The organism is Mesorhizobium sp. C089B (assembly GCF_030323125.1).
GTDB lineage: Bacteria > Pseudomonadota > Alphaproteobacteria > Rhizobiales > Rhizobiaceae > Mesorhizobium.
On sequence record NZ_CP100469.1, the window covers coordinates 3,873,220 to 3,891,136 of the forward strand.

Below are 17,917 nucleotides of genomic sequence, written 5' to 3' on the forward strand. Positions count from 1 at the left end.
GCCTTCGGCCGGCCTCTTCATTGCCTTCGGTGAGCCTCTTGGCGAAACGATCGGAAGCGGCTATGTGTCGGGCCGCGTGGTCCCGTAGCTCAGTAGGATAGAGCGGCAGATTCCTAATCTGTAGGTCACAGGTTCGATTCCTGTCGGGATCACCAGCAAGATCAAAGGCTTGGTGACTGAGATAGCCTGTCGGCATGTTGCAGCACTGATGGACTGGTTTTCGGTGATTTTCACGGACGCGACCAAGCAAGCAGCCCGACTTTAGTTCCATAGAAAAAGTCCATCCCTGAGGTCTCAGGAGCGAGCTTTAAGCATCTACAGCCGCGAAGAGAATCGACCTCTTGCAAGTACAATTCCAGATCGAGCGATGGTTCCCAGTCGATCCGTTACGGTCTGAGTTCGGCGCCGCCAACTCGACTAAGCCGGCCGTATCCTAGCTGGCAACCAGGGGCACCGTGACGGTCGTGGCGTAATTTATCGGATACTGGTCGAAATACGGGAAAGCGATGACGAAGGCATAGCTGGCGGTCAGATGCGCCATCTTGAAACCGCCGCTGGCAGGGTCGGTCGCGATCGTCACAATGACGTTCTTCAGACCCAGGTTCACCAATTTCTGCGTGGCGATAGCCTGGATGTCGCTCTGCGAAAGCGTGTTGTTCAGCTGCAGCGCCCGGGAAGAGGTTTCCAGTGTATAGCGGACGGTCGACACGGCATTCATGGCCCAGCCGAAGGCGAAGATTCCGAACAAAAGCATCACCAGGAAAGGCGCGATCAAGGCGAATTCCAGCCCGGCTGCGCCGGAGCAGTCACGGCGCCATCTGGACCCGATCCTTTCAGCGGACACGGATCACCTGCTGATGACTGATCGCGCGCGGGTCCGGGAAGACACCGAAGTTAAACGGGGGCACCCAGGTGCCCGTCGCCGTTATCTGGATGAAGACGGTCGGCAGCTTCTTTCCGCCGCAGATGGTGGTCTCATCCACGACCGTGGTGCCGCACAAATAGGAGCGGACCAGCACGACCGCGGCGTCATCGGGCTTGTTGTCCCAGCTCGAAAGCGCGACCGCCTGCGTTCCCGTGTCTTTGGCCGCGTCACTGCCCGCGCCGGCCATCACCAGATTGGCCGCGGTTTTGACGCCGGCCCGCATCTGCAGGTAACTCGTCACGTAGGACCAGCCGTCGGCGATGCCGAGGCAGACCAAGCACAGGATGGGCAGCAACATGGCAAATTCCACGGCGGCCAACCCGGCTTTGTCCCGGACAATGCGCAAGGCCCGCTTACCCATCCCGCTACTCGACGAGCTGAACGGACAGCGCCGCCGGGATGTTCTTCATCCCGAGGCTGGTGCAGTCCTGCTTGATGGTCGTACTGCCAGACCACTGGATGGTGTCGGCGACGACCTGGGTGCAGCCGCCGTTCCCCGAGAAGTTGCCAAGGTAGTTGACCTGCTGCCTGGGGAAATAGATGGCGCCGGTCAGAAGCGAGTTCGCCGTGCCGTTGAAGGTGCTCTGCGCTGCGGTCCCAGTCCTGTCGCCGTAGAACAGCACGCCGGAATAGGCTCCGGATGTCGGCGCGCTTAACGTCACCGTGGCGTTGCCATTCATGCTGACGGTGTTGCTGCCGGCCATGAAGATGGTTACCCCGCTGCCCGCGACGACCGCGTTGGCGTTGACCTTCATACTGCCCTGCACGACATAGACGCCGGGAGAAAGCGTGACGTTGCCGTTGAGGCTCATGCCGCTGCAATAGGTGCCAGGCTGGAGCGTTTGCGAGGTTTTGTTGCCGTTGACATTCTTGCACGGGTTGCCGCCGGTGGGCGTCGGCAGATCGGCGTACGGATCGGCCACCGGCAGAGCATGCGTGATCGGGGCCTTGCAAACCATCGTGGGTGTGCTGCTAAGCGAAACGCCGCCGACCGCTATCAGGCAGTCAGTCTGGAGGGTCGCCGAGCCTTGAAGCTTGATGGCATCGGCGGCGATCGAATTCGTATTGATGACGCAGCCGATCTGCTTGAGGCTGGTGTTGCCAGAAATGCTCACCGCCTGCGAGGCCGACGGATTGAGCGCCGTGTTGCAGGCATAGGCGCCATCGGTGATCAGTGCCACCGCCCTCGCCTGTTCCGGAACCGGCGTGCTGTTGAAAATCGCCGTGAAGTAGCGATCGAGGTTCTGCTTGACGATGACCTCCACCGCCTTCTTTGCGGTGTTCGGGCCAGACAATGGCGGCGTGTTGACCTGGATCGTGCCCGGCGTGGCGAAATTGTTCGAAGTTGCGGACTGCGTGGCGGCGGCGATGATGGTCGGGTTGTCGGAACCCGCGACTTTCTCGAGCGCACCGGCATAGGCCGCGGCATCGGCAACGGCCTGCAGCTTAAGGCTGCTGTAGTACCAGAAGGACGTCTCGATACCTAGGCCGGCGCCGCCGACCACGACCGGCAAGGTGAAGGCGAAGATGACGGCAACGTTACCGTTCGTGGCGCGCCTTAGGCGGCTCAAAGCAAACCAAATCCGGGTGAACGCGTTGGATGCCATATGTATTAGAAACCACGAATAGATAAACGAATGTCTAAAAACTCCATTCCGATTCGACGTAGTCGAACGGGCTAGCTAGGCGCAAGTTGCAGCGACCGCGCAACATCCTGTCGGAGGTTCCGCCCCAATCGACGAATGCGAAATATGCCGCTATCCCGAACTTTGTTGTCGACCAAGTGACATTTAAATGCCCCCTCTGCGAAGAAGCTATCGAGAAGACAGGGGACACCGCGCTGCCGGTAAGGGGAAAGATCGGCTCACGCCGCCTCAGGAACTTTGTGCAATCCGTCCGGGGCTGGCTCTGAGGGCCACACACGCCCGAAACCAACTACTCCAGCCACAATCAGTCCGTGAGGCGCCCACGAAACAACGTGGTGCCGTCGGTCAGCTGCGACCTGGAGATATCCCGGAACCCAGCTTCGGCCATCCACCCGCGATACTGACCTTCCGTGTACGATTCGCCTGCGCGGTAAAGGTTCAGGAAGGTGAGATTGAGAAAGACACCCTCAGGCGGGCCGAGACGGTCGTCATCGACGACACCCCACCCCGCAATTGCGATCTCGCCTCCTTGGGTGAGGCAACGCGCCGCGTTCAGGATCGAACTGCGCGCCTGGTCCGGCGGCAGGACCTGGACGACAGCCTTCAGGATTGCCAAGTCATGCCGGCCGGTCGATGGCGCGACCGTTATGTCGCCTTCTTCGACAACCACATCGCCGGCACCGTATTCCGACAGGATCGCTGGTGCGACCGCCGCGACCGTCGGGAGTTCCATCAAAGTCGCCGCAATATGCGGCCATCGCTCGCGAAGACCGACCAGAATGGTCCCGGCGCCGCCGCCGATGTCGATCACCGAACTGACCGCCGAGAAGTCCAGTTCACGGGCGAGATTTCGGCCGAAAATCACCCCTCCCGGTGCGAGCATGCGGCTGAAGGCCGCTGCGGATTCTGGCCCCGCTTCGGAAAAGTCGTGCAGCGCGGCCGGCCGATTCTGCCGCAGCGACTCTGCGGTCAAAAGGTCGGCTCCCCAGAGTTCGCGCAGCAGCACATGATCGCCGCCGCGATAGGTCGGCTTGGACGCGTCGAGGAACTCCGACGCTTCGGCTCCGTTGCGAAACTGACCATCCTCGACGTCGAGGAGACCGATGCTGGCGAGCGCGTAGAGGAACCGCGACAGACGAGCGGGCTCGACTTTGAGCGCTGCCCCAAGGCTGTCGGCAGTCGCAGCATCGCCGCCGAGCCAGGTGAAGATGCCAAGGTCCAGCCCGGCACGAAGCGCCAAGGCGGGGGGCACCCCTGCGATCAGCTTGTCGATCCGATCGGAATCCACCATGTCATATCCCGTTGTGCGATCCAGGATCGACTTTGAACAGCTCGGCCAACCTCGTCAAATCAGTTCACCAGCGCGTCGCTCTCCACGTCGAACAGGTTCAGCTTGGCGGTATCGGGTTCGACATAAAGGGTATCTCCGGGGCCGGCGCTGATCCTACCAGCGCCCGCGACCGTTGTGCGCCGGCCCGGCATACCTCAAAAATCCGGCTGTGATAATGGCTGGTCGCGCCTTCGGACGCTACGCAGGCAAGGCCAGCAGCGCCAGTCCGGCCAGCGCCGAGCCGGCCAATGTCGGCAGCATGCCGATCCTCAGTTTCAGCATGGCGACCATGGCGGCCGCCGCCAGCAGCGCGGCGCGCCAATCCAGCGACGACAGCACCGGTAGCTCCATCCCAAGACCAAAACGGTGCACCGCGCCGAAGACGACATGCAGTGCGAACCACAGCGCAAGGTTCATCACCACGCCGACCACAGCCGCCGTGATCGCACTCAGCGCCGCCGACAGCGCCTTGTTGCCGCGCAGCGCCTCGATGTAGGGGCACCCAGAAAGATCCAGAAGAAGCACGGCACGAACGTCACCCAGAGCGTCAGCAATGCGCCGAGCGATCCGGCCACAAGCGGTCCCATCGCACCGGCGTGACGATAGGCGGCGACGAAGCCGACGAACTGCAGCACCAGGATCAATGGTCCCGGCGTCGTCTCGGCCAGACCAAGCCCATCGACCATTTCACCCGGCGCCAGCCAGCCGAACGAGGTCACCGCTGCCTGCGCGACATAGGAGAGTGCGGCGTAGGCGCCGCCGAATGTGACCACCGCCATCAGGCTGAAGAAGCCGCCAAGCTGCGTCCACACACTGGCAGGGCCGGTCAGACCCAGGATCAGCACGACCGGTCCGAGCCAGATCGGCAGCCAGATCGCAATGGTGCGCGGCGCGTGCCATTTCGTCGGCTTGGTGTGGGCGAGTTCGCCGCGCTCGAACATCAGGTCGACGGCGCCCCTGACATCAGGCAAATTGCCCTTGCCATGAGCGGCTCCGGAAAAACGCGTGGGCGCCAGGCGGCTGCCAACCCAGCCGGTCAGCCCTGCAAACAGGATGATGAGCGGAAACGGCAGCCTGACGACATAGATGGCAAGGAAGGCGACCACCGCGATCGCCACCATAACCCGGTTCTTGAGCGCCCGTTTGCCGATGCGGATGACCGCCTCGACGACAACGGCCAGCACCGCCGCCTTGATGCCGAAGAACAGCGCCTCGATGAAAGGAGCATCGTTGTAGAGCACGTAGAAGACGCTGAGGCCCAGCATGACAAGCGCACCGGGCAGCACGAACAGGATGCCGGCAACGAGGCCGCCGGCGGTTCGGTGCAGCAGCCAGCCGATATAGATCGCCAGTTGCTGCGCCTCGGGGCCGGGCAAAAGCATGCAGTAGTTGAGCGCATGCAGAAAGCGCTGCTCGCCGATCCAGCGGCGCTCCTCGACCAGTTCCTTGTGCATCAGCGCGATCTGGCCGGCCGGCCCGCCGAAGGAGAGCAGGCCGATCCTGGCCCACAGTTTCGCGGCTTGGCGAAAGGTTGGCGTGGCTGGTGCAGCGAGCGGACTGTCGTCGGCGGCAAAAGCGTTCATGTCGCTTTGCCCCCGCTCGGCCAGTTGTGGGTTTCGTCGGTGGCATCGCGGCACCACCTGAAAAACGCGTCATAGAGCAACATGCCTGCCTCAAGCTGTTCGAGATCGTCGCGAAACATCCGTGACAGGCCGAGCGATGCCGCGAGGAACCCTGCCGCCTGCGGTATGAGATCGAGGCGCGCCGTGTCGGCTGCACGCACGATCAAAGCAAGACGATCGAGCGCCTCGGACCGCAACTCGAACTCCTCGATCATGGTGTCGAAGGTGCAGCGCTCGCCGCGATGGCTCCAGAACACATCGTCGATGTCGAAGGGGATCGCAGCGAAACGATCGGCGGCAGCCAGCACTTCGGCCGGTTCGACGAACAGGAACACCGCCGAAGGATCGATGAAACGACGGATCAGCCAGGGGCAGGCGATGCGATCGACCTTGGGGCGCGCGCGCGTCACCCAGACCGTGCGGCCCTTATCGTCGCGGCGCGGTATCTTGTCGGCCTTGACCAGAAGTCCCTTTGCCGCCAGCCAGGCCTCGAAGCCGCCTTCGAGCGATTCAGCTGTGACACCGTCATGGCGCAGCCATGCAGCGACGCCTTGCGAAAGCTTCTGCCCTCTCTGGCAAATAACGATCACATGAGCTCCGGTGAACTCGGCCGCCCAGGTAGAGACGGTCTTGAAATCGCGCCGGCATGAGGCCGGCAGCAGCCGCGGATCGGTATCATAGTCCTCGTCGATGCGGACATCGACAAGAACAGGTGCGTCGGGCAGGCCGATAATCCGGGAAAGTTGCGCTACGGTGATTGCGGTTGTTGACGGCATGGCGTCCACCTCCAGAAGTGAGAGTTTGGACGCGATCTTTGGGCTGGCGCCTCACGGGGTCGTCGCGAAGGAACCCCTTGCCATGATGCTGGATCGATCCTTCGTGCTTGTCAATCCATAACCTAGCTGTTCGTTTCAACGTCCTCAGCGCGCAGAAATTTGCCAAACAGCCACTCCAGCCAGAATGAAGCCGGCGATACCTTCGATGCTTCTGGATATTATGTCGAACAAGCGTGGCCGGCTGTCGAAAAAATGCACCAGCCGTTCCCGAAACAGGATCGACAGTACCGCCACGCTGGACAGCGTCAGGGCCACGCCGATCATCATGGTGGTTGCGAACAGAATGCCGGCAACCGGAACGCCTCTGGATATCGCGAAGGTCATAACGAAAAGCGTCAGCGGGCATGGGATCAGGCCGGCCATGATCCCAACGGCTTCGCCCTCGTGCTTATGATAGTGGCCGTGGCTCATTGCGCCACAACATCCAGACGCCAATCAGGCCAAGCAACCCACGGCTGATGTCTTCCAGCAGAGGCGCTCGGCCAACGCTTCCCAAGGCAATCGATACCAGTGGTAACGAGAACGCCGCGATCAGCACCGCGATCGTCACATGCGTGAAGGAAAGCGTTATCGACACCAGGAGACCGCGCGAAACCTTCGCGTCCGAACCGGCCAGATACGTGGCCAGGACGGCTTTGCTATGTCCAGGCGTCAGGGCATGCGCCGCACCAAACAGCACGCCCATCGGCAGAAAGGCAAGGAACGCCAGCCAGCCACCGCCAGCCGAGAGCAGTTTTATCTGATCGGCGAGCGCCAGGTAGATCGTGCGCTGGAATTCGACGAGCGTCTGGAGCATCAGCCTAGACTAGCTGACGCGGTTGGTTTTCTGCGCACGTCAGTGTTGGTTTTGGTGTTCGCCATGATTGTGGTCGTGAGGGTGTGGATGCTCGTGCGCGCCATATTCGCTCGAAAAACGGATGTTGGCAGCGGCGAGGGCCGGCATGTGTTCGAACAATTCATTCTCCAGCGCCGCCGTGATCTTGTTTGCCTCCGAGAGCGGCAAGGTTTCGTCTGCGGCGATGGCGATGTCGGCGTGCAACTTGTGGCCGATCCAGCGGGCCTTGGCATCGATGATGTGAGCACCCGGCACGTGCTCGCCAGCATGATGAATTTCGGCCATCACACCCGGCTCGACGCCGTCGAGCATACGGGTGAGCACTGAGCGCGCCGATTGCCAGACGATACCGAAAATGGCGACCGTGATGAGAAGCCCGATGATCGGGTCGGCCAGCGGAAATCCGAGCCACACGCCGATGGCGCCGATGACCACGGCAAGGCTCGTGAGACCGTCGGTGCGGGCATGGTAGCCGTCAGCGACGAGCGCCGCGCTGTTGATTTCCCTGCCGACACGGATGCGAAACACCGCGACGGCCTCATTGCCGAGGAAGCCGACGATGCCCGCCGTCGTCAGCCAACCGAGATGCGTCACTGCCTGCAGATGGATTAGGCGCTCGATAGCCTGGTACCCGGCGACGATGGCGCTGAACAGAATGATCAGCACGATAATGATACCGGCAAGGTCTTCGACCCGACCGAGCCCGTAGGTGAAGGTTGACGACGGCTTGCGCCTCGCCAGCATAAAGGCGACCCACAAGGGAATGGCAGTGGTTGCGTCTCCAATATTGTGAATGGTGTCGGCAAGAAGGGCTACGCTTCCCGAGAGAACCACCACGACCATCTGCATTGCTGCGGTGACCGCCAGGATGACAAAGGACCACTTTATAGCCCAGATGCCTCGATCGGTCGTCGCGATGGTTGCATCGATGACGCCGTGTGTATGGCCATGCGGACCGTGGTGGTCATGATCGTGGCCAGAATGATCATGCGAACCGAAACCGAACCAGTCGAGAGTGCGCCTGCCGAGACCGCTCATAGATACTTGGCCAGCTGCTTGAGTTCAGTCAGCGAGTCGTGCGCTCCGCCCTCGGCGGTGTCGGTCAGGCAATGTTCGATATGATCGTGGATCAGTTCGCGCTTGGCGCTGCTTATGGCGCTTTCCACGGCATGGAGTTGCTGTGCGAGGTCAACACAGGAACGATGAGCTTCGAACATGGAGAGCACTGCCGCAAGGTGGCCTTGCGCGCGCTTTAGACGCTTCACGATAGCGGGATGCGACCGATGCGTATTGTCTGTCATGCGAGTCGACTATCCTCCCCGGGGGATGAGTCAATCTGCAGTCTGTGGTGGCGAGTTGATCTCGGGGACCGCGCCTACTGCGCCGTCCAGCCGCCATCCATCGGCAAAGTCGTGCCGGTAATCTGCCTGGCCGAGTCCGAGCACAGAAACAGCGTCAGCGCGGCGAGCTCCTCCACGGTGACGAATTGCTTCGTCGGCTGTGCCGCCAGGAGCACGTCGCGCTTGACCTGTTCCTCGGTCATGCCGCGCGCCTTCATCGTGTCGGGGATCTGCCTTTCGACCAGTGACGTCCAGACATAGCCGGGCGCGATGGCGTTGACGGTGATGCCGTCCTGCGCGACTTCCAGCGCTACCGTCTTGGTCAGACCCGCTATGCCGTGCTTGGCCGAGACGTAAGCCGACTTGAACGGCGAGGCGACCAGTGCATGCGCCGACGCGGTGTTGATGATGCGGCCCCATTTGCGCGCCTTCATGCCGGGCACCACGGCCTTGATCGCGTAAAAGGCGGCAAGCAGATTGATGCGGATGATGGCTTCCCACTTGTCGTCGGGAAACTCCTCGATTGGCGCGACATGCTGTATCCCGGCATTGTTGACCAGAATGTCGAGGCTGCCCAAGGCCTGCTCGGCTTCGCGCACCATGGCGGTCACCGCTGCGCCGTCCATCATGTTGGCGCCGGAGTAGCGGCACTGGACGCCGAAATCCTTCTCGATGCCGGCGCGCTCCTGTTCGATCGCCGCGGCTTCGCCAAGGCCGTTGATCGTGACGTTGGCGCCCTCGGCGGCAAGGGCGCGGGCAATGGCCAGGCCAATGCCGCTGGTCGATCCGGTGACGAGCGCATTCTTCGAAGAAAGGGAACCCATGGAGATCTCGCGACTGTTAGGAGGACTACAAAGGCACATAGTTTGTGCGCCGCAACATGACAATGCCGTAACCATATGTCGGCGCCATCACAGCCCTAAAACGCGCTTTGCCGGCCTCGCCGAGCGCCGTCTCAAGGCTGACACGGCAGTGTTATGGTGCGACGCAACATAGTCGGCCGCGCATTCGCGCAGTCATTCCTGAACCATCGATCCAACGAATCAGGGGGGCTGTAGCTTGAAATCGCCGATGTCGTGATGCGTGCCTATGCCATGCCGCTCACCAACCGTCGTTTCCCCCAGCCCGTATCGCTTCTTCGATCCGACGCCTTGAGCTATCCCGCAATCTCCAGCAGGGCCGATACCAGCAAGCGGCGTTCGTCGGCGGAAAGCACGTCGGAATCGAAGAGGTTCATGCTGCGCAGCCCTTCGATGGCCAGAAAGCAGACCAGCAGCGTCTTCAGGTCCGGCGTCTCGCTCTTCAGCCGCTGCAGCAGCTGCGACTTGAAGGCTTTTATCGGCGTCAGGAAATCCGGATCCTCGGCGATCGCCGAGAATATCCACGAAGCCGTCGGCTTCGGCTCCTCGCAATCATCCGCCGAGAGCCGGATATAGGTGGCGAGCAGGCTCTCGCCGCTGGCGCCGGCGACACGGCCCGATTCCAGCGCCAGCTCGAACGCGCGCAGGTAATTCTCCACCAGGCCCTGCATCAGTTTGGCCTTGGTCGGAAAGTTATATAACAGGCCGCCTTTCGACACGCCGGCGCGGCTGGCGACGGCGTCAAGCGACAGGCTGCCGGGACCGGTCTCGCGTGCGACATCGGCGGCGGCGGCGAGTATCTTGTCGCGCGAATTTGCCCTTTGGGTCTTCATCGATCCCTTCCCCCGCGCCAGCCTAGGCGGAATTGACAAGACCGTCCAGACGGTACAGTAAGTTCGCCGTCATTTGTAATCGGGACCTGGCGTCGATAAGTGTCCCGCTATTCGGCTATTTTGCCGGACATCGGCCGAGGGGACAGTTCGTGAAGCGCTTCATCTCTATCACCGCAATTCTGCTTCTGCTCGCTCTGGTGTGCGTCGGCGTTGTCGGCTTCAACCTGTTCCGCGACAACGCTATCAAACAGTATTTCGCCACCATGAAGCCGCCGGCGACGACCGTGTCGACGGTTGTCGTCAAGCCTTCCGACTGGACGCCGGGGGTCGAGGCGATCGGCACGGTACGCGCCGTGCGCGGTGTCGACCTTACCGTCGAGACCAGCGGCATCGTCAAGGAGATCCTTTTCCATGCCAACCAGAAGGTGCCGGTCGATTCGGTCCTGCTGCAGCTCGACGATGCCGTCGAACGCGCGGATCTGGTCGCGGCCAAGGCGCAGTCCGTGTCCGACAAGACGGCGCTCGAACGCGCGCTGGAGCTGCAGCGGCGCGGCGTCGGAACGGATGCCACGCTCGACACCGCTCAAGCCGCTGCATCGGCCTCCGCCGCGCAGGTCAACAAGCTGCAGGCCGTGCTCGATCAGAAGCAGCTGACGGCGCCGTTCGCCGGCACCGTGGGCATCCCCAAGATCGACCTCGGCCAATATCTCTCGCCCGGCAACGCAGTGGTGACCTTGCAGGATCTGGACACCATGCGGGTCGATTTCTCGGTACCCGAACAGCAGCTGCCGCTGCTCAAGATAGGCCAGGCGGTGCGGCTCGGCCTCGGCGGCACCGGCGGCGGCGCCGACATGCCGTTTGCCGGCTCCATTCGCGGCATCGATCCCAAGATCGACGCTTCAAGCCGCCTGGTGTCCGTCCGCGGCGAGGTCGCCAACCCTGACGGCAAGCTGACGCCCGGCCAGTTCGTCCAGGTTCGCGTCGAGCTGCCGCAGGAGAAAAACATTCTGTCCTTGCCGCAGACGGCATTGACGTCGAGCCTCTATGGCGACTTCGTCTTCGTCGTCGTTCCGGCGAAGCCGGCGGAAGGCGCCCCAGCCGCGAAACCCGAGGAAAAGCCTGCCGCGGGGGCCGACGCAGCAAAGCCGGCGGCAGATGCAAAGCCGGCAGACGCGAAACCGGCTGCCGAAGACGCCGCGGCGAAGCCCGCGGACAAGCCGGCTGTCGACCCCGCGAAGCCCGCGGCAGAACCGGAAAAGCCGGCGCTCGTGCTGTCGCAGGTGTTCGTGAAGCCCGGCCGCCGCAACGACGGCATGGTCGAGATCATCGAGGGCATCAAGGCCGGTGACGAGGTCGTCACCGCCGGTCAGAACCGTCTCTTCAACGGCATGTCCGTCGCTGTCGACAACACCATTGACCCCAGCAAGTCGGCTAACCAGCAGGCTCAGCAATGAACTTTTCCGACATCTTCATTCGCCGGCCGGTCCTCTCCACCGTCCTCGCCTGCATGATCCTGCTCCTGGGTTTCCAGGGCATCTCCAACCTGTCGATCCGGCAGTATCCCAAGGTTGACGAGACGGCGATCACCATCACCACCGCCTATCCCGGCGCCAGCGCCGACCTGATCCAGGGCTTTATCTCCGCCCCGATCGCGCGGGCCGTCGCCTCGACCGAGAACATCGACTACGTCACCTCGTCCAGCCGGCCGTCTTCGAGCACTGTGGTCGTCCAGATGAAGCTCGGCTCCAATCCGGATGTCGCGCTCACCGAGGTCCTGTCGAAGGTGCAGGGCGTACGCGGCACCTTGCCGGATGCATCCAAGGACCCGGTCATCGTCAAGGGCACCGGCCAAGAGTTCGCGATGATGTACATCTCGATGCAGAATCCGAACATGAGCAAGGAGCAGCTCACCGAATATATCGAGCGCGTCGTGCGGCCCCGCATGTCGACGGTCGAAGGTGTCGCCGACGTGCAGATCTTCGGCGCCGAGGAATATTCGATGCGGGTCTGGATCGACCCGGTCAAGCTTGCTGCGCGTGGCGTCACCGCCGCCGAGGTGCTGGCGGCGATCAACAACTCCAACTTCCTGTCGGCGCCCGGCAACACCGAGAACGAATATGTCGTCTCCTCGATCACGGTTCGCTCGACGCTGCAGACGCCTGAGGCCTTTGCCGAGCTTCCGCTGCGCTCGACGGACGGCCAGGTGGTGCGCTTGCGCGACGTGGCGCGAGTCGAGCTTGCCGCCGAGAGCACCGACACGAGGGTGAGCTTCAATGGCAAGCCCGGCACCTTCCTCGCCATCTTCCCGACGCCGGCCGCCAACCCGCTGACAACGGCGGAGGCGATCCACAAGATCGTGCCTTTGATTCAAGAGACGCTGCCGAAAGGCATGACCATCGAAATCGTCTACGATTCCACCGAACAGATCAGCGCCTCGATCGATGAAGTGTTCAAGACCATCGCCGAAGCCGTCGCCATCGTCGTCGTGGTCATCCTGTTGTTCCTCGGCTCATTCCGCTCGGTGATGATGCCGATCGTGACCATCCCGCTGTCGCTGGTCGGCGTCTGCTTCCTTTTGTTTGCGGTCGGCTATTCGATCAACCTTCTGTCGCTGCTGGCCATGGTGCTGGCCATCGGCCTTGTCGTCGACGACGCTATCGTGGTGGTGGAGAACATCCATCGCCACATGGAGGAGGACCACATGTCGCCGATGCAGGCGGCCTTCAACGGCATGCGCGAGATTTTCTCCGCCATCGTGGCCATGACCATCACGCTCGCCGCCGTGTTCGCGCCGCTGGCCTTCACCGGCGGCCTGACCGGCGCGCTGTTCCGCGAGTTCGCGGTGACGCTCGCCGGTTCGGTGGTGCTGTCCGGCCTCATAGCCGTCACCATCACGCCGATGATGGCGGCGCGTCTGCTCAAGACGGGATCGCACAGTCGCTTCCAGCGCGTCGTCGACGGAACCTTCAGCCGTGTCGAGCATGTCTATGAGCGGGCGGTCACCGCCTCCTTGAGAAATCGACCGGTGACGCTGCTGATGGTCGTGGCGCTGGTTGCGCTCACCGGCTTCATGTTCACCAAGACCTCGAGCGAACTGGCGCCGGAAGAGGACCAGGGCTTCCTGTTGTCTATCGTGACGGCACCGCGCTACGCGACCTCGGACTACACCGAGACCTACGTCAACCAGATCCTCGGCCTGGTGAAGGACATTCCCGAAACCAGGGCGCAATTCTCCGCCGTTGCCTTTGGCGGCGCCACCAACGGCGCCTTTGTCGGCTTCGCCTTTAAGGATTGGGCCGAGCGCCAGCGCAACTCAAAGGAGCTTCAAGCCGATATCCAGGGACGCCTCGGCAAGGTGGCCGGCGTCGAGGCCTTCGTCTTCGCGCCGCCGACGCTGCCGGGCTCCGGCGGCGGCCTGCCGATCTCCATGGTGGTGCGCTCGACCGGTGGTTCCGCGGAGGTCTACGAGGCGGCCGAGCAGATTAAGAACAAGGCGCAGGCCTCCGGCCGCTTCATCGTCGTGCAAAACTCGATGTCATACGACGCGCCGCAGGTGACGGTGACCATCGACCGCGACCGCGCGGCGGCTCTCAATCTGCCGATCGCCGACATCGGCCAGACGCTGACGCTGCTGGTCGGCGGCGCCGAACTGGCTCAGTTCGACCGCGACTCCAACAGCTACGACATCATCCCGCAGGTGCCGAAGGAATTCCGCGACAATCCCGAGAAGCTCGGCGAATATTTCGTGCGTAGCGTGACCGGCGAAATGGTGCCGCTTTCAGCGGTGGTGAAGATTTCGACCAACGCCGCGCCGGCCGCGATCGAGCAGTTCAACCAGCTGAACTCGGCGACGATATCAGCGCTGCCGCTTCCCGGCGTCACCACGGGCGACGGGCTGCAGACCCTGGAGAACCTTGCCAAGGAGAGCCTGCCCGATACCTTCTTCATCGATTATTCCGGCCAGTCCCGGCAGGAGAAGGAGCAGGGCAACACGATCCTTATCGCGTTCGCAGCCGCCGTAATCGTCATCTATCTGGTGCTGGCGGCGCAGTTCGAAAGCTTCCGCGACCCGCTGATCATCATGATGGCGGTGCCACTGTCGATCTTTGGCGCCATCGTGCCGCTCAATCTGGGGCTTGGAACGCTCAATATCTACACGCAGGTCGGCCTGATCACACTGATAGGTCTGATCACCAAGCACGGCATTCTTCTGGTCGAGTTCGCTAACCAGCAGCGCGAGTTGCATGGCATGAGGCGGCGCGATGCGATCGTCGCCTCGGCCAAGGTGCGCTTGCGGCCGATCCTGATGACGACAGCGGCGATGGCGCTCGGCGTCGTGCCGCTGATCGTGTCCAGTGGTGCTGGTGCGGCGGCGCGCTATTCGATGGGCCTCGTGATCTTCACCGGCATCCTGGTCGGAACCATGTTCACCCTGTTCGTGGTGCCGATGTTCTACACCTTCATCGCCAGCAAGGACCTGCCGCACCACGCCGAAAAGCCAGACCCGAAGCTGATGCCGGTGCACGCGGACTGAGCTGCGAACGGCGTTAGCGAACAAACGAAAAGAGGCCGGAAATTTCCGGCCTCTTTTTTGACTGGATTGATTTACCGCGAAGCTCTGATGGAGCTTCAGGCGGGAACTTGCGGTGCGGCATGACCTGGCCGGCTGCGCTGCACCATCGCTCCAAACGCAGTCTGCTACTTGACGATGACGATGCTGGTGTTGGTCGGGCCGAAGGTTTCGACCAACTGGTAGAAGTCGGCGGCATTGTCGGGATGCAGCCGCACGCAGCCATGCGACGCCGGCCGTCCCAGCCGCTTGATGGCGTTGGTCGCATGCACGGCGTAGCCGCCGCTGAAGAAGACCGAGTGCGGCATCGGCGCGTTGTCGTATTTCTTCGAATGCCACATCTCGTGCATGCGGGTCGGCCTGAACGAGCCGGTCGGCGTGACATGCGCACTGTCGCCGGTCGAGACCTTCCAGGCGAAAGTCGGCCGGCCATCGACCAGCACTTCCATGGTCTGCTGCGACAGCGAAACACGCGCGACGATCTGGTTTGCCGCGGCATGGGCGGTGCTGTTGGCGGCGCCAAGCAGAAGCGCGGCGCCGGCAGCGGCGGCGGTGACGCTGATGAGTTTGGCGGAAATGGCTTTGTACATGATGGCTCCCCTTTGCCGGCCCGGCCGGCGTCAATTCGATGGCCGTTTATCCCTGCGTCATGTTTCAAGCTGATTTCGGTTGACGCTCGTTTGTGTTTCGAATCTGTTTCCTCGGATTAACAAGCAAGGTGGACAACAAGGAGCGTGCTCCCGTCTTCGCTGCGCACTCCCAATCACCCACCGCGCCCACAAACGAAAGTGCTGATGTCCTTATATGAAAGAAGATTGGCTTCGCTCGAAACCGACTTGCAACAAAGCGCGGCCTGGGCGGCATGATCTGGTTACAGGCTCGCGGCACAGTCATCCCAACGAGAACAGCCGGCGCCAACGAAAATGAGCATCAAATCGACCACCCTGTCCTGGTACTTCAGGATAAGCATCGCCGCATTTGTCGTCGGCGGCATCGGCACAGTAGCCGGCACCCCGATGACGAAACTGGCGGTGATGAATTCGGGTGAGATTTCGACGCTGCATGCCGCGCTGTTCATAGCCTTGGTCTGGATTGTCTCCAGTCTGCGCATCAACCGTCTCAGGGCCCTCTGGCGGGTCGGCCTCGGGTTGAAGTGGATGCGCGGCCCCTCCGGCAACTTGCTGCCGAGAGGACCGAAGGCCCGCGTCGCAACGGGGGGCTCCGTGGGCGACGCGGGCACTTCGGGTTTATCCTGAAGCACCCGCGGTTCTGATTTTTGGGGACAACCGATGAAGACGAAATCTGCAGCCTCCGTGCTTTCGGTACTGCTCTATGCACAAGGCCTGCTCGGCTTTGCCGGTCTCGCCACGGTTCTTCTGAAGGACCGCGCGCATGCCGCCAGCGAAATCGTAGTCGCCAGCGAATTGCCGTCGGGACCATCGCTTCTGGTGGTGCGCTGACGCCTATGCATGGCGCCCGAGATTGCGCAGCTTTTTTGGGCGAGCCGAGGAACAATCCAGCCTCCCGACCCTCAGTCGGCGCGCTGCGTCGGCGGGTCGAACCGGTAGCCTGCGCCGCGTATAGTTGTGATGGTTTCGGTGTCGAGCTTGCGGCGCAGCCGCACGATGCGCGAATCGATCGAGCGGTCGAAGGCATCGGCATTTTCGGCGGGCGCCGCCGCAATGATGTCGTCGCGCGTCAGCACCTTGCGCGGGCTGGCCAGAAACAGCCTGAGCAGCGCCACCTGGCCCGGCGACAGCTGTTCTTCCGTACCCGAACGGTGCATGACGATGGCCGACCGCAAATCGACGGTGGCATTTTCCAGCACGATCAGTTCCTGGGCGGACCTGCCGCGCCGCGTCAGCAGGCCGCCGATGCGCGCGGCAAGCTCCCTGACATTGAGCGGACTTTCGACGACATCTGCGGCGCCAAGCTCGAGCGCCAGCACCTTGTCGACCAGATCGGCCGGCCGGCAGATCAGGATGAAATCCGGCCCCGCCTTCCCGTCCGCGCTCTGGCCGCCGCCATAACGCCTGAGCAGGTCCCGCCCCTCCGCCTGGCTGAGGCTGTCGCCGACGATGACGATATCGATGCCTCCGGCCGAAAGCAGGGATTCAGCTTCCCAGGGCTGCCGCGCCTCGCGGACGTCATGGCCGCGCCGGTCGAGATGATCGGCAAGATCGCCGGCCACCACATCGGCGACGGAAACCAGCGCGATGACGGATCGTGCAGCCATGTTTTTCTTCCCGTTCCCCCGCAACCGGATATGAGTGCTGGACATCATGTTTATACCCAATCTACTTTCCGCTGAAAGCGGGAGCGAGGCCATAGTGCGGGCACGGATTGTCATCGTCGAGGACGAGCCCGATCTCCGGGACGCGGTCGCCGAGTATCTCGGCGCCAACGGCTACGATGTGACCCAGGCCGGAAGCGCGGCCGAGGCGCGCGCCTTGCTGGAGACGGAATCGTTTCATTTGGCCATTCTCGACATCGCCATGCCGGGCGAGGACGGACTGTCGCTCGGCCGCTGGCTGCGCTCGCAAATACCGGTCGGCATCATCTATGCCACGGCCGCCGGCACCGCACTCGACCGCATTGTCGGGCTGGAGCTTGGCGCCGACGACTACATCGTCAAGCCCTACGAGTTGCGTGAGGTGCTGGCTCGTGTGCGCAGCGTGCTGCGCCGCGTTCCGCAGCCGAGCCCGCCCCAGGCGGCGAAGACACAAGCCGATGGCGGCCGCCGCCTGACCTTCGGCCCGTTCCAGGCCGACCTCGACGGCAGGCTTGTCACCGGCGCCAACGGCGCCGTCATCGACATGGCCAAGAGCGAGTTCGATGTGCTGGAGGTTTTCCTGACCCGCGCCAACCGGCTGTTGACGCGATCGGCGATCTCCGAGGCGATTGGTTTTGTCGAGGATCCTGAATCGTCGCGCGCCGTCGACATTCGCATCATGCGGCTGCGCAAGAAGATCGAAACCGATCCGGCCAATCCGAAATTTTTGCGCACAGTGCGCGGCGAAGGCTATATCTTCTCGCTGCCGACCGGTGACGGGCACTAGAGCAATTACAGGAAAGTGTACGCGGTTTCCGCCCGGAATTGTGTGAAAACAAAGAGATAGA

Annotated in this window: 18 protein-coding genes, 1 tRNA gene and 1 pseudogene; 6 read left to right on the top strand and 14 right to left on the bottom strand. The window is 62.5% G+C overall.

The window, feature by feature from the left end:
* Positions 1 to 78: 78 nt before the first annotated feature.
* A tRNA-Arg gene (locus NLY44_RS19145) sits at positions 79 to 155 on the top strand.
* A gap of 278 nt (positions 156 to 433) precedes the next feature.
* Here NLY44_RS19145 and NLY44_RS19150 read toward each other — a convergent pair.
* From NLY44_RS19150 to NLY44_RS19200, 12 genes and pseudogenes are all read right to left on the bottom strand, one after another.
* A complete protein-coding gene (locus NLY44_RS19150) occupies positions 434 to 844 on the bottom strand; it encodes a TadE/TadG family type IV pilus assembly protein (protein WP_023708223.1) in 411 nt (136 codons plus the stop codon).
* Positions 834 to 1,286: a TadE/TadG family type IV pilus assembly protein gene (locus NLY44_RS19155; RefSeq protein WP_031209425.1), complete on the bottom strand. Its 453-nt coding sequence runs from the start codon at positions 1,284 to 1,286 to the stop codon at positions 834 to 836. Before NLY44_RS19155 ends, NLY44_RS19150 begins: the two co-directional genes overlap by 11 nt.
* A gap of 4 nt (positions 1,287 to 1,290) precedes the next feature.
* A complete protein-coding gene (locus tag NLY44_RS19160; protein ID WP_352853675.1) occupies positions 1,291 to 2,496 on the bottom strand; it encodes a pilus assembly protein TadG-related protein in 1,206 nt (401 codons plus the stop codon).
* Between the two features lie 379 nt (positions 2,497 to 2,875).
* On the bottom strand, positions 2,876 to 3,862 hold the full coding sequence (locus NLY44_RS19165) for a methyltransferase (protein WP_023696403.1): 987 nt from the start codon (positions 3,860 to 3,862) through the stop codon (positions 2,876 to 2,878).
* A gap of 237 nt (positions 3,863 to 4,099) precedes the next feature.
* A pseudogene (chrA, locus tag NLY44_RS19170) lies at positions 4,100 to 5,484 on the bottom strand (chromate efflux transporter).
* Positions 5,481 to 6,299 carry a chromate resistance protein ChrB domain-containing protein gene (locus NLY44_RS19175; protein ID WP_023806560.1) on the bottom strand — a complete coding sequence of 273 codons (819 nt, stop codon included), beginning with the start codon at positions 6,297 to 6,299 and terminating at the stop codon, positions 5,481 to 5,483. Before NLY44_RS19175 ends, chrA begins: the two are co-directional and overlap by 4 nt.
* 144 nt (positions 6,300 to 6,443) lie before the next feature.
* On the bottom strand, positions 6,444 to 6,722 hold the full coding sequence (locus NLY44_RS32985; RefSeq protein WP_245263870.1) for a hypothetical protein: 279 nt from the start codon (positions 6,720 to 6,722) through the stop codon (positions 6,444 to 6,446).
* A gap of 25 nt (positions 6,723 to 6,747) precedes the next feature.
* The gene (locus tag NLY44_RS32990) at positions 6,748 to 7,155 is read right to left on the bottom strand and encodes a HoxN/HupN/NixA family nickel/cobalt transporter (RefSeq protein ID WP_245263869.1); all 408 of its coding nucleotides are present in this window, start codon (positions 7,153 to 7,155) and stop codon (positions 6,748 to 6,750) included.
* Between the two features lie 39 nt (positions 7,156 to 7,194).
* A complete protein-coding gene (locus tag NLY44_RS19185; protein WP_023806558.1) occupies positions 7,195 to 8,232 on the bottom strand; it encodes a cation diffusion facilitator family transporter in 1,038 nt (345 codons plus the stop codon).
* Positions 8,229 to 8,495, bottom strand: a complete 267-nt coding sequence (locus NLY44_RS19190) for a metal-sensing transcriptional repressor (protein WP_023806557.1) — start codon at positions 8,493 to 8,495, stop codon at positions 8,229 to 8,231. Before NLY44_RS19190 ends, NLY44_RS19185 begins: the two co-directional genes overlap by 4 nt.
* A 74-nt stretch (positions 8,496 to 8,569) precedes the next feature.
* Positions 8,570 to 9,358, bottom strand: a complete 789-nt coding sequence (locus NLY44_RS19195) for a 3-hydroxybutyrate dehydrogenase (RefSeq protein WP_023806556.1) — start codon at positions 9,356 to 9,358, stop codon at positions 8,570 to 8,572.
* A gap of 332 nt (positions 9,359 to 9,690) precedes the next feature.
* Complete coding sequence (locus NLY44_RS19200; protein ID WP_023693712.1) at positions 9,691 to 10,227, bottom strand: TetR/AcrR family transcriptional regulator; 537 nt, start codon at positions 10,225 to 10,227, stop codon at positions 9,691 to 9,693.
* Positions 10,228 to 10,376: 149 nt separating this feature from the next.
* Here NLY44_RS19200 and NLY44_RS19205 point away from each other — a divergent pair, with 149 nt between their 5' ends.
* Together NLY44_RS19205 and NLY44_RS19210 are read left to right on the top strand one after the other, a co-directional pair.
* Entirely contained in the window at positions 10,377 to 11,681 is a 1,305-nt protein-coding gene (locus NLY44_RS19205; protein ID WP_023806555.1) for an efflux RND transporter periplasmic adaptor subunit, read from the top strand.
* Positions 11,678 to 14,761, top strand: coding sequence for an efflux RND transporter permease subunit (locus NLY44_RS19210; protein WP_023806554.1), 3,084 nt, complete (start codon positions 11,678 to 11,680; stop codon positions 14,759 to 14,761). The genes NLY44_RS19205 and NLY44_RS19210 overlap by 4 nt, the downstream gene beginning before the upstream one ends.
* A 164-nt stretch (positions 14,762 to 14,925) precedes the next feature.
* On the opposite strand, the gene NLY44_RS19215 is transcribed toward NLY44_RS19210, so the two are convergent.
* On the bottom strand, positions 14,926 to 15,387 hold the full coding sequence (locus NLY44_RS19215) for a L,D-transpeptidase (protein WP_023690132.1): 462 nt from the start codon (positions 15,385 to 15,387) through the stop codon (positions 14,926 to 14,928).
* Between the two features lie 333 nt (positions 15,388 to 15,720).
* Between NLY44_RS19215 and NLY44_RS19220 the strand changes: the two genes are divergently transcribed.
* On the top strand, positions 15,721 to 16,053 hold the full coding sequence (locus tag NLY44_RS19220) for a hypothetical protein (protein WP_023713277.1): 333 nt from the start codon (positions 15,721 to 15,723) through the stop codon (positions 16,051 to 16,053).
* A gap of 33 nt (positions 16,054 to 16,086) precedes the next feature.
* Complete coding sequence (locus NLY44_RS19225; protein ID WP_023670062.1) at positions 16,087 to 16,257, top strand: hypothetical protein; 171 nt, start codon at positions 16,087 to 16,089, stop codon at positions 16,255 to 16,257.
* A 71-nt stretch (positions 16,258 to 16,328) separates the two neighbouring features.
* Here NLY44_RS19225 and NLY44_RS19230 read toward each other — a convergent pair whose 3' ends face one another.
* Positions 16,329 to 17,033 carry a response regulator transcription factor gene (locus tag NLY44_RS19230; RefSeq protein ID WP_023670063.1) on the bottom strand — a complete coding sequence of 235 codons (705 nt, stop codon included), beginning with the start codon at positions 17,031 to 17,033 and terminating at the stop codon, positions 16,329 to 16,331.
* A 94-nt stretch (positions 17,034 to 17,127) separates the two neighbouring features.
* On the opposite strand from NLY44_RS19230, the gene NLY44_RS19235 reads away from it, so the two are divergent.
* Complete coding sequence (locus tag NLY44_RS19235) at positions 17,128 to 17,856, top strand: response regulator (RefSeq protein WP_023690130.1); 729 nt, start codon at positions 17,128 to 17,130, stop codon at positions 17,854 to 17,856.
* The last annotated feature ends 61 nt before the right edge of the window (positions 17,857 to 17,917 follow it).

Excerpts from the sequence above, each read along its gene's own strand:
- NLY44_RS19155 (WP_031209425.1), bottom strand. The coding sequence starts at position 1,286 with ATGGGTAAGCGGGCCTTGCGCATTGTCCGGGACAAAGCCGGGTTGGCC.
- NLY44_RS19165 (WP_023696403.1), bottom strand. The coding sequence starts at position 3,862 with ATGGTGGATTCCGATCGGATCGACAAGCTGATCGCAGGGGTGCCCCCC.
- NLY44_RS19175 (WP_023806560.1), bottom strand. The coding sequence starts at position 6,299 with ATGCCGTCAACAACCGCAATCACCGTAGCGCAACTTTCCCGGATTATC.
- NLY44_RS32985 (WP_245263870.1), bottom strand. The coding sequence starts at position 6,722 with ATGGCCGGCCTGATCCCATGCCCGCTGACGCTTTTCGTTATGACCTTC.
- NLY44_RS32990 (WP_245263869.1), bottom strand. The coding sequence starts at position 7,155 with ATGCTCCAGACGCTCGTCGAATTCCAGCGCACGATCTACCTGGCGCTC.
- NLY44_RS19185 (WP_023806558.1), bottom strand. The coding sequence starts at position 8,232 with ATGAGCGGTCTCGGCAGGCGCACTCTCGACTGGTTCGGTTTCGGTTCG.
- NLY44_RS19190 (WP_023806557.1), bottom strand. The coding sequence starts at position 8,495 with ATGACAGACAATACGCATCGGTCGCATCCCGCTATCGTGAAGCGTCTA.
- NLY44_RS19195 (WP_023806556.1), bottom strand. The coding sequence starts at position 9,358 with ATGGGTTCCCTTTCTTCGAAGAATGCGCTCGTCACCGGATCGACCAGC.
- NLY44_RS19200 (WP_023693712.1), bottom strand. The coding sequence starts at position 10,227 with ATGAAGACCCAAAGGGCAAATTCGCGCGACAAGATACTCGCCGCCGCC.
- NLY44_RS19210 (WP_023806554.1), top strand. The coding sequence starts at position 11,678 with ATGAACTTTTCCGACATCTTCATTCGCCGGCCGGTCCTCTCCACCGTC.
- NLY44_RS19215 (WP_023690132.1), bottom strand. The coding sequence starts at position 15,387 with ATGTACAAAGCCATTTCCGCCAAACTCATCAGCGTCACCGCCGCCGCT.
- NLY44_RS19220 (WP_023713277.1), top strand. The coding sequence starts at position 15,721 with ATGAGCATCAAATCGACCACCCTGTCCTGGTACTTCAGGATAAGCATC.
- NLY44_RS19225 (WP_023670062.1), top strand. The coding sequence starts at position 16,087 with ATGAAGACGAAATCTGCAGCCTCCGTGCTTTCGGTACTGCTCTATGCA.
- NLY44_RS19230 (WP_023670063.1), bottom strand. The coding sequence starts at position 17,033 with ATGGCTGCACGATCCGTCATCGCGCTGGTTTCCGTCGCCGATGTGGTG.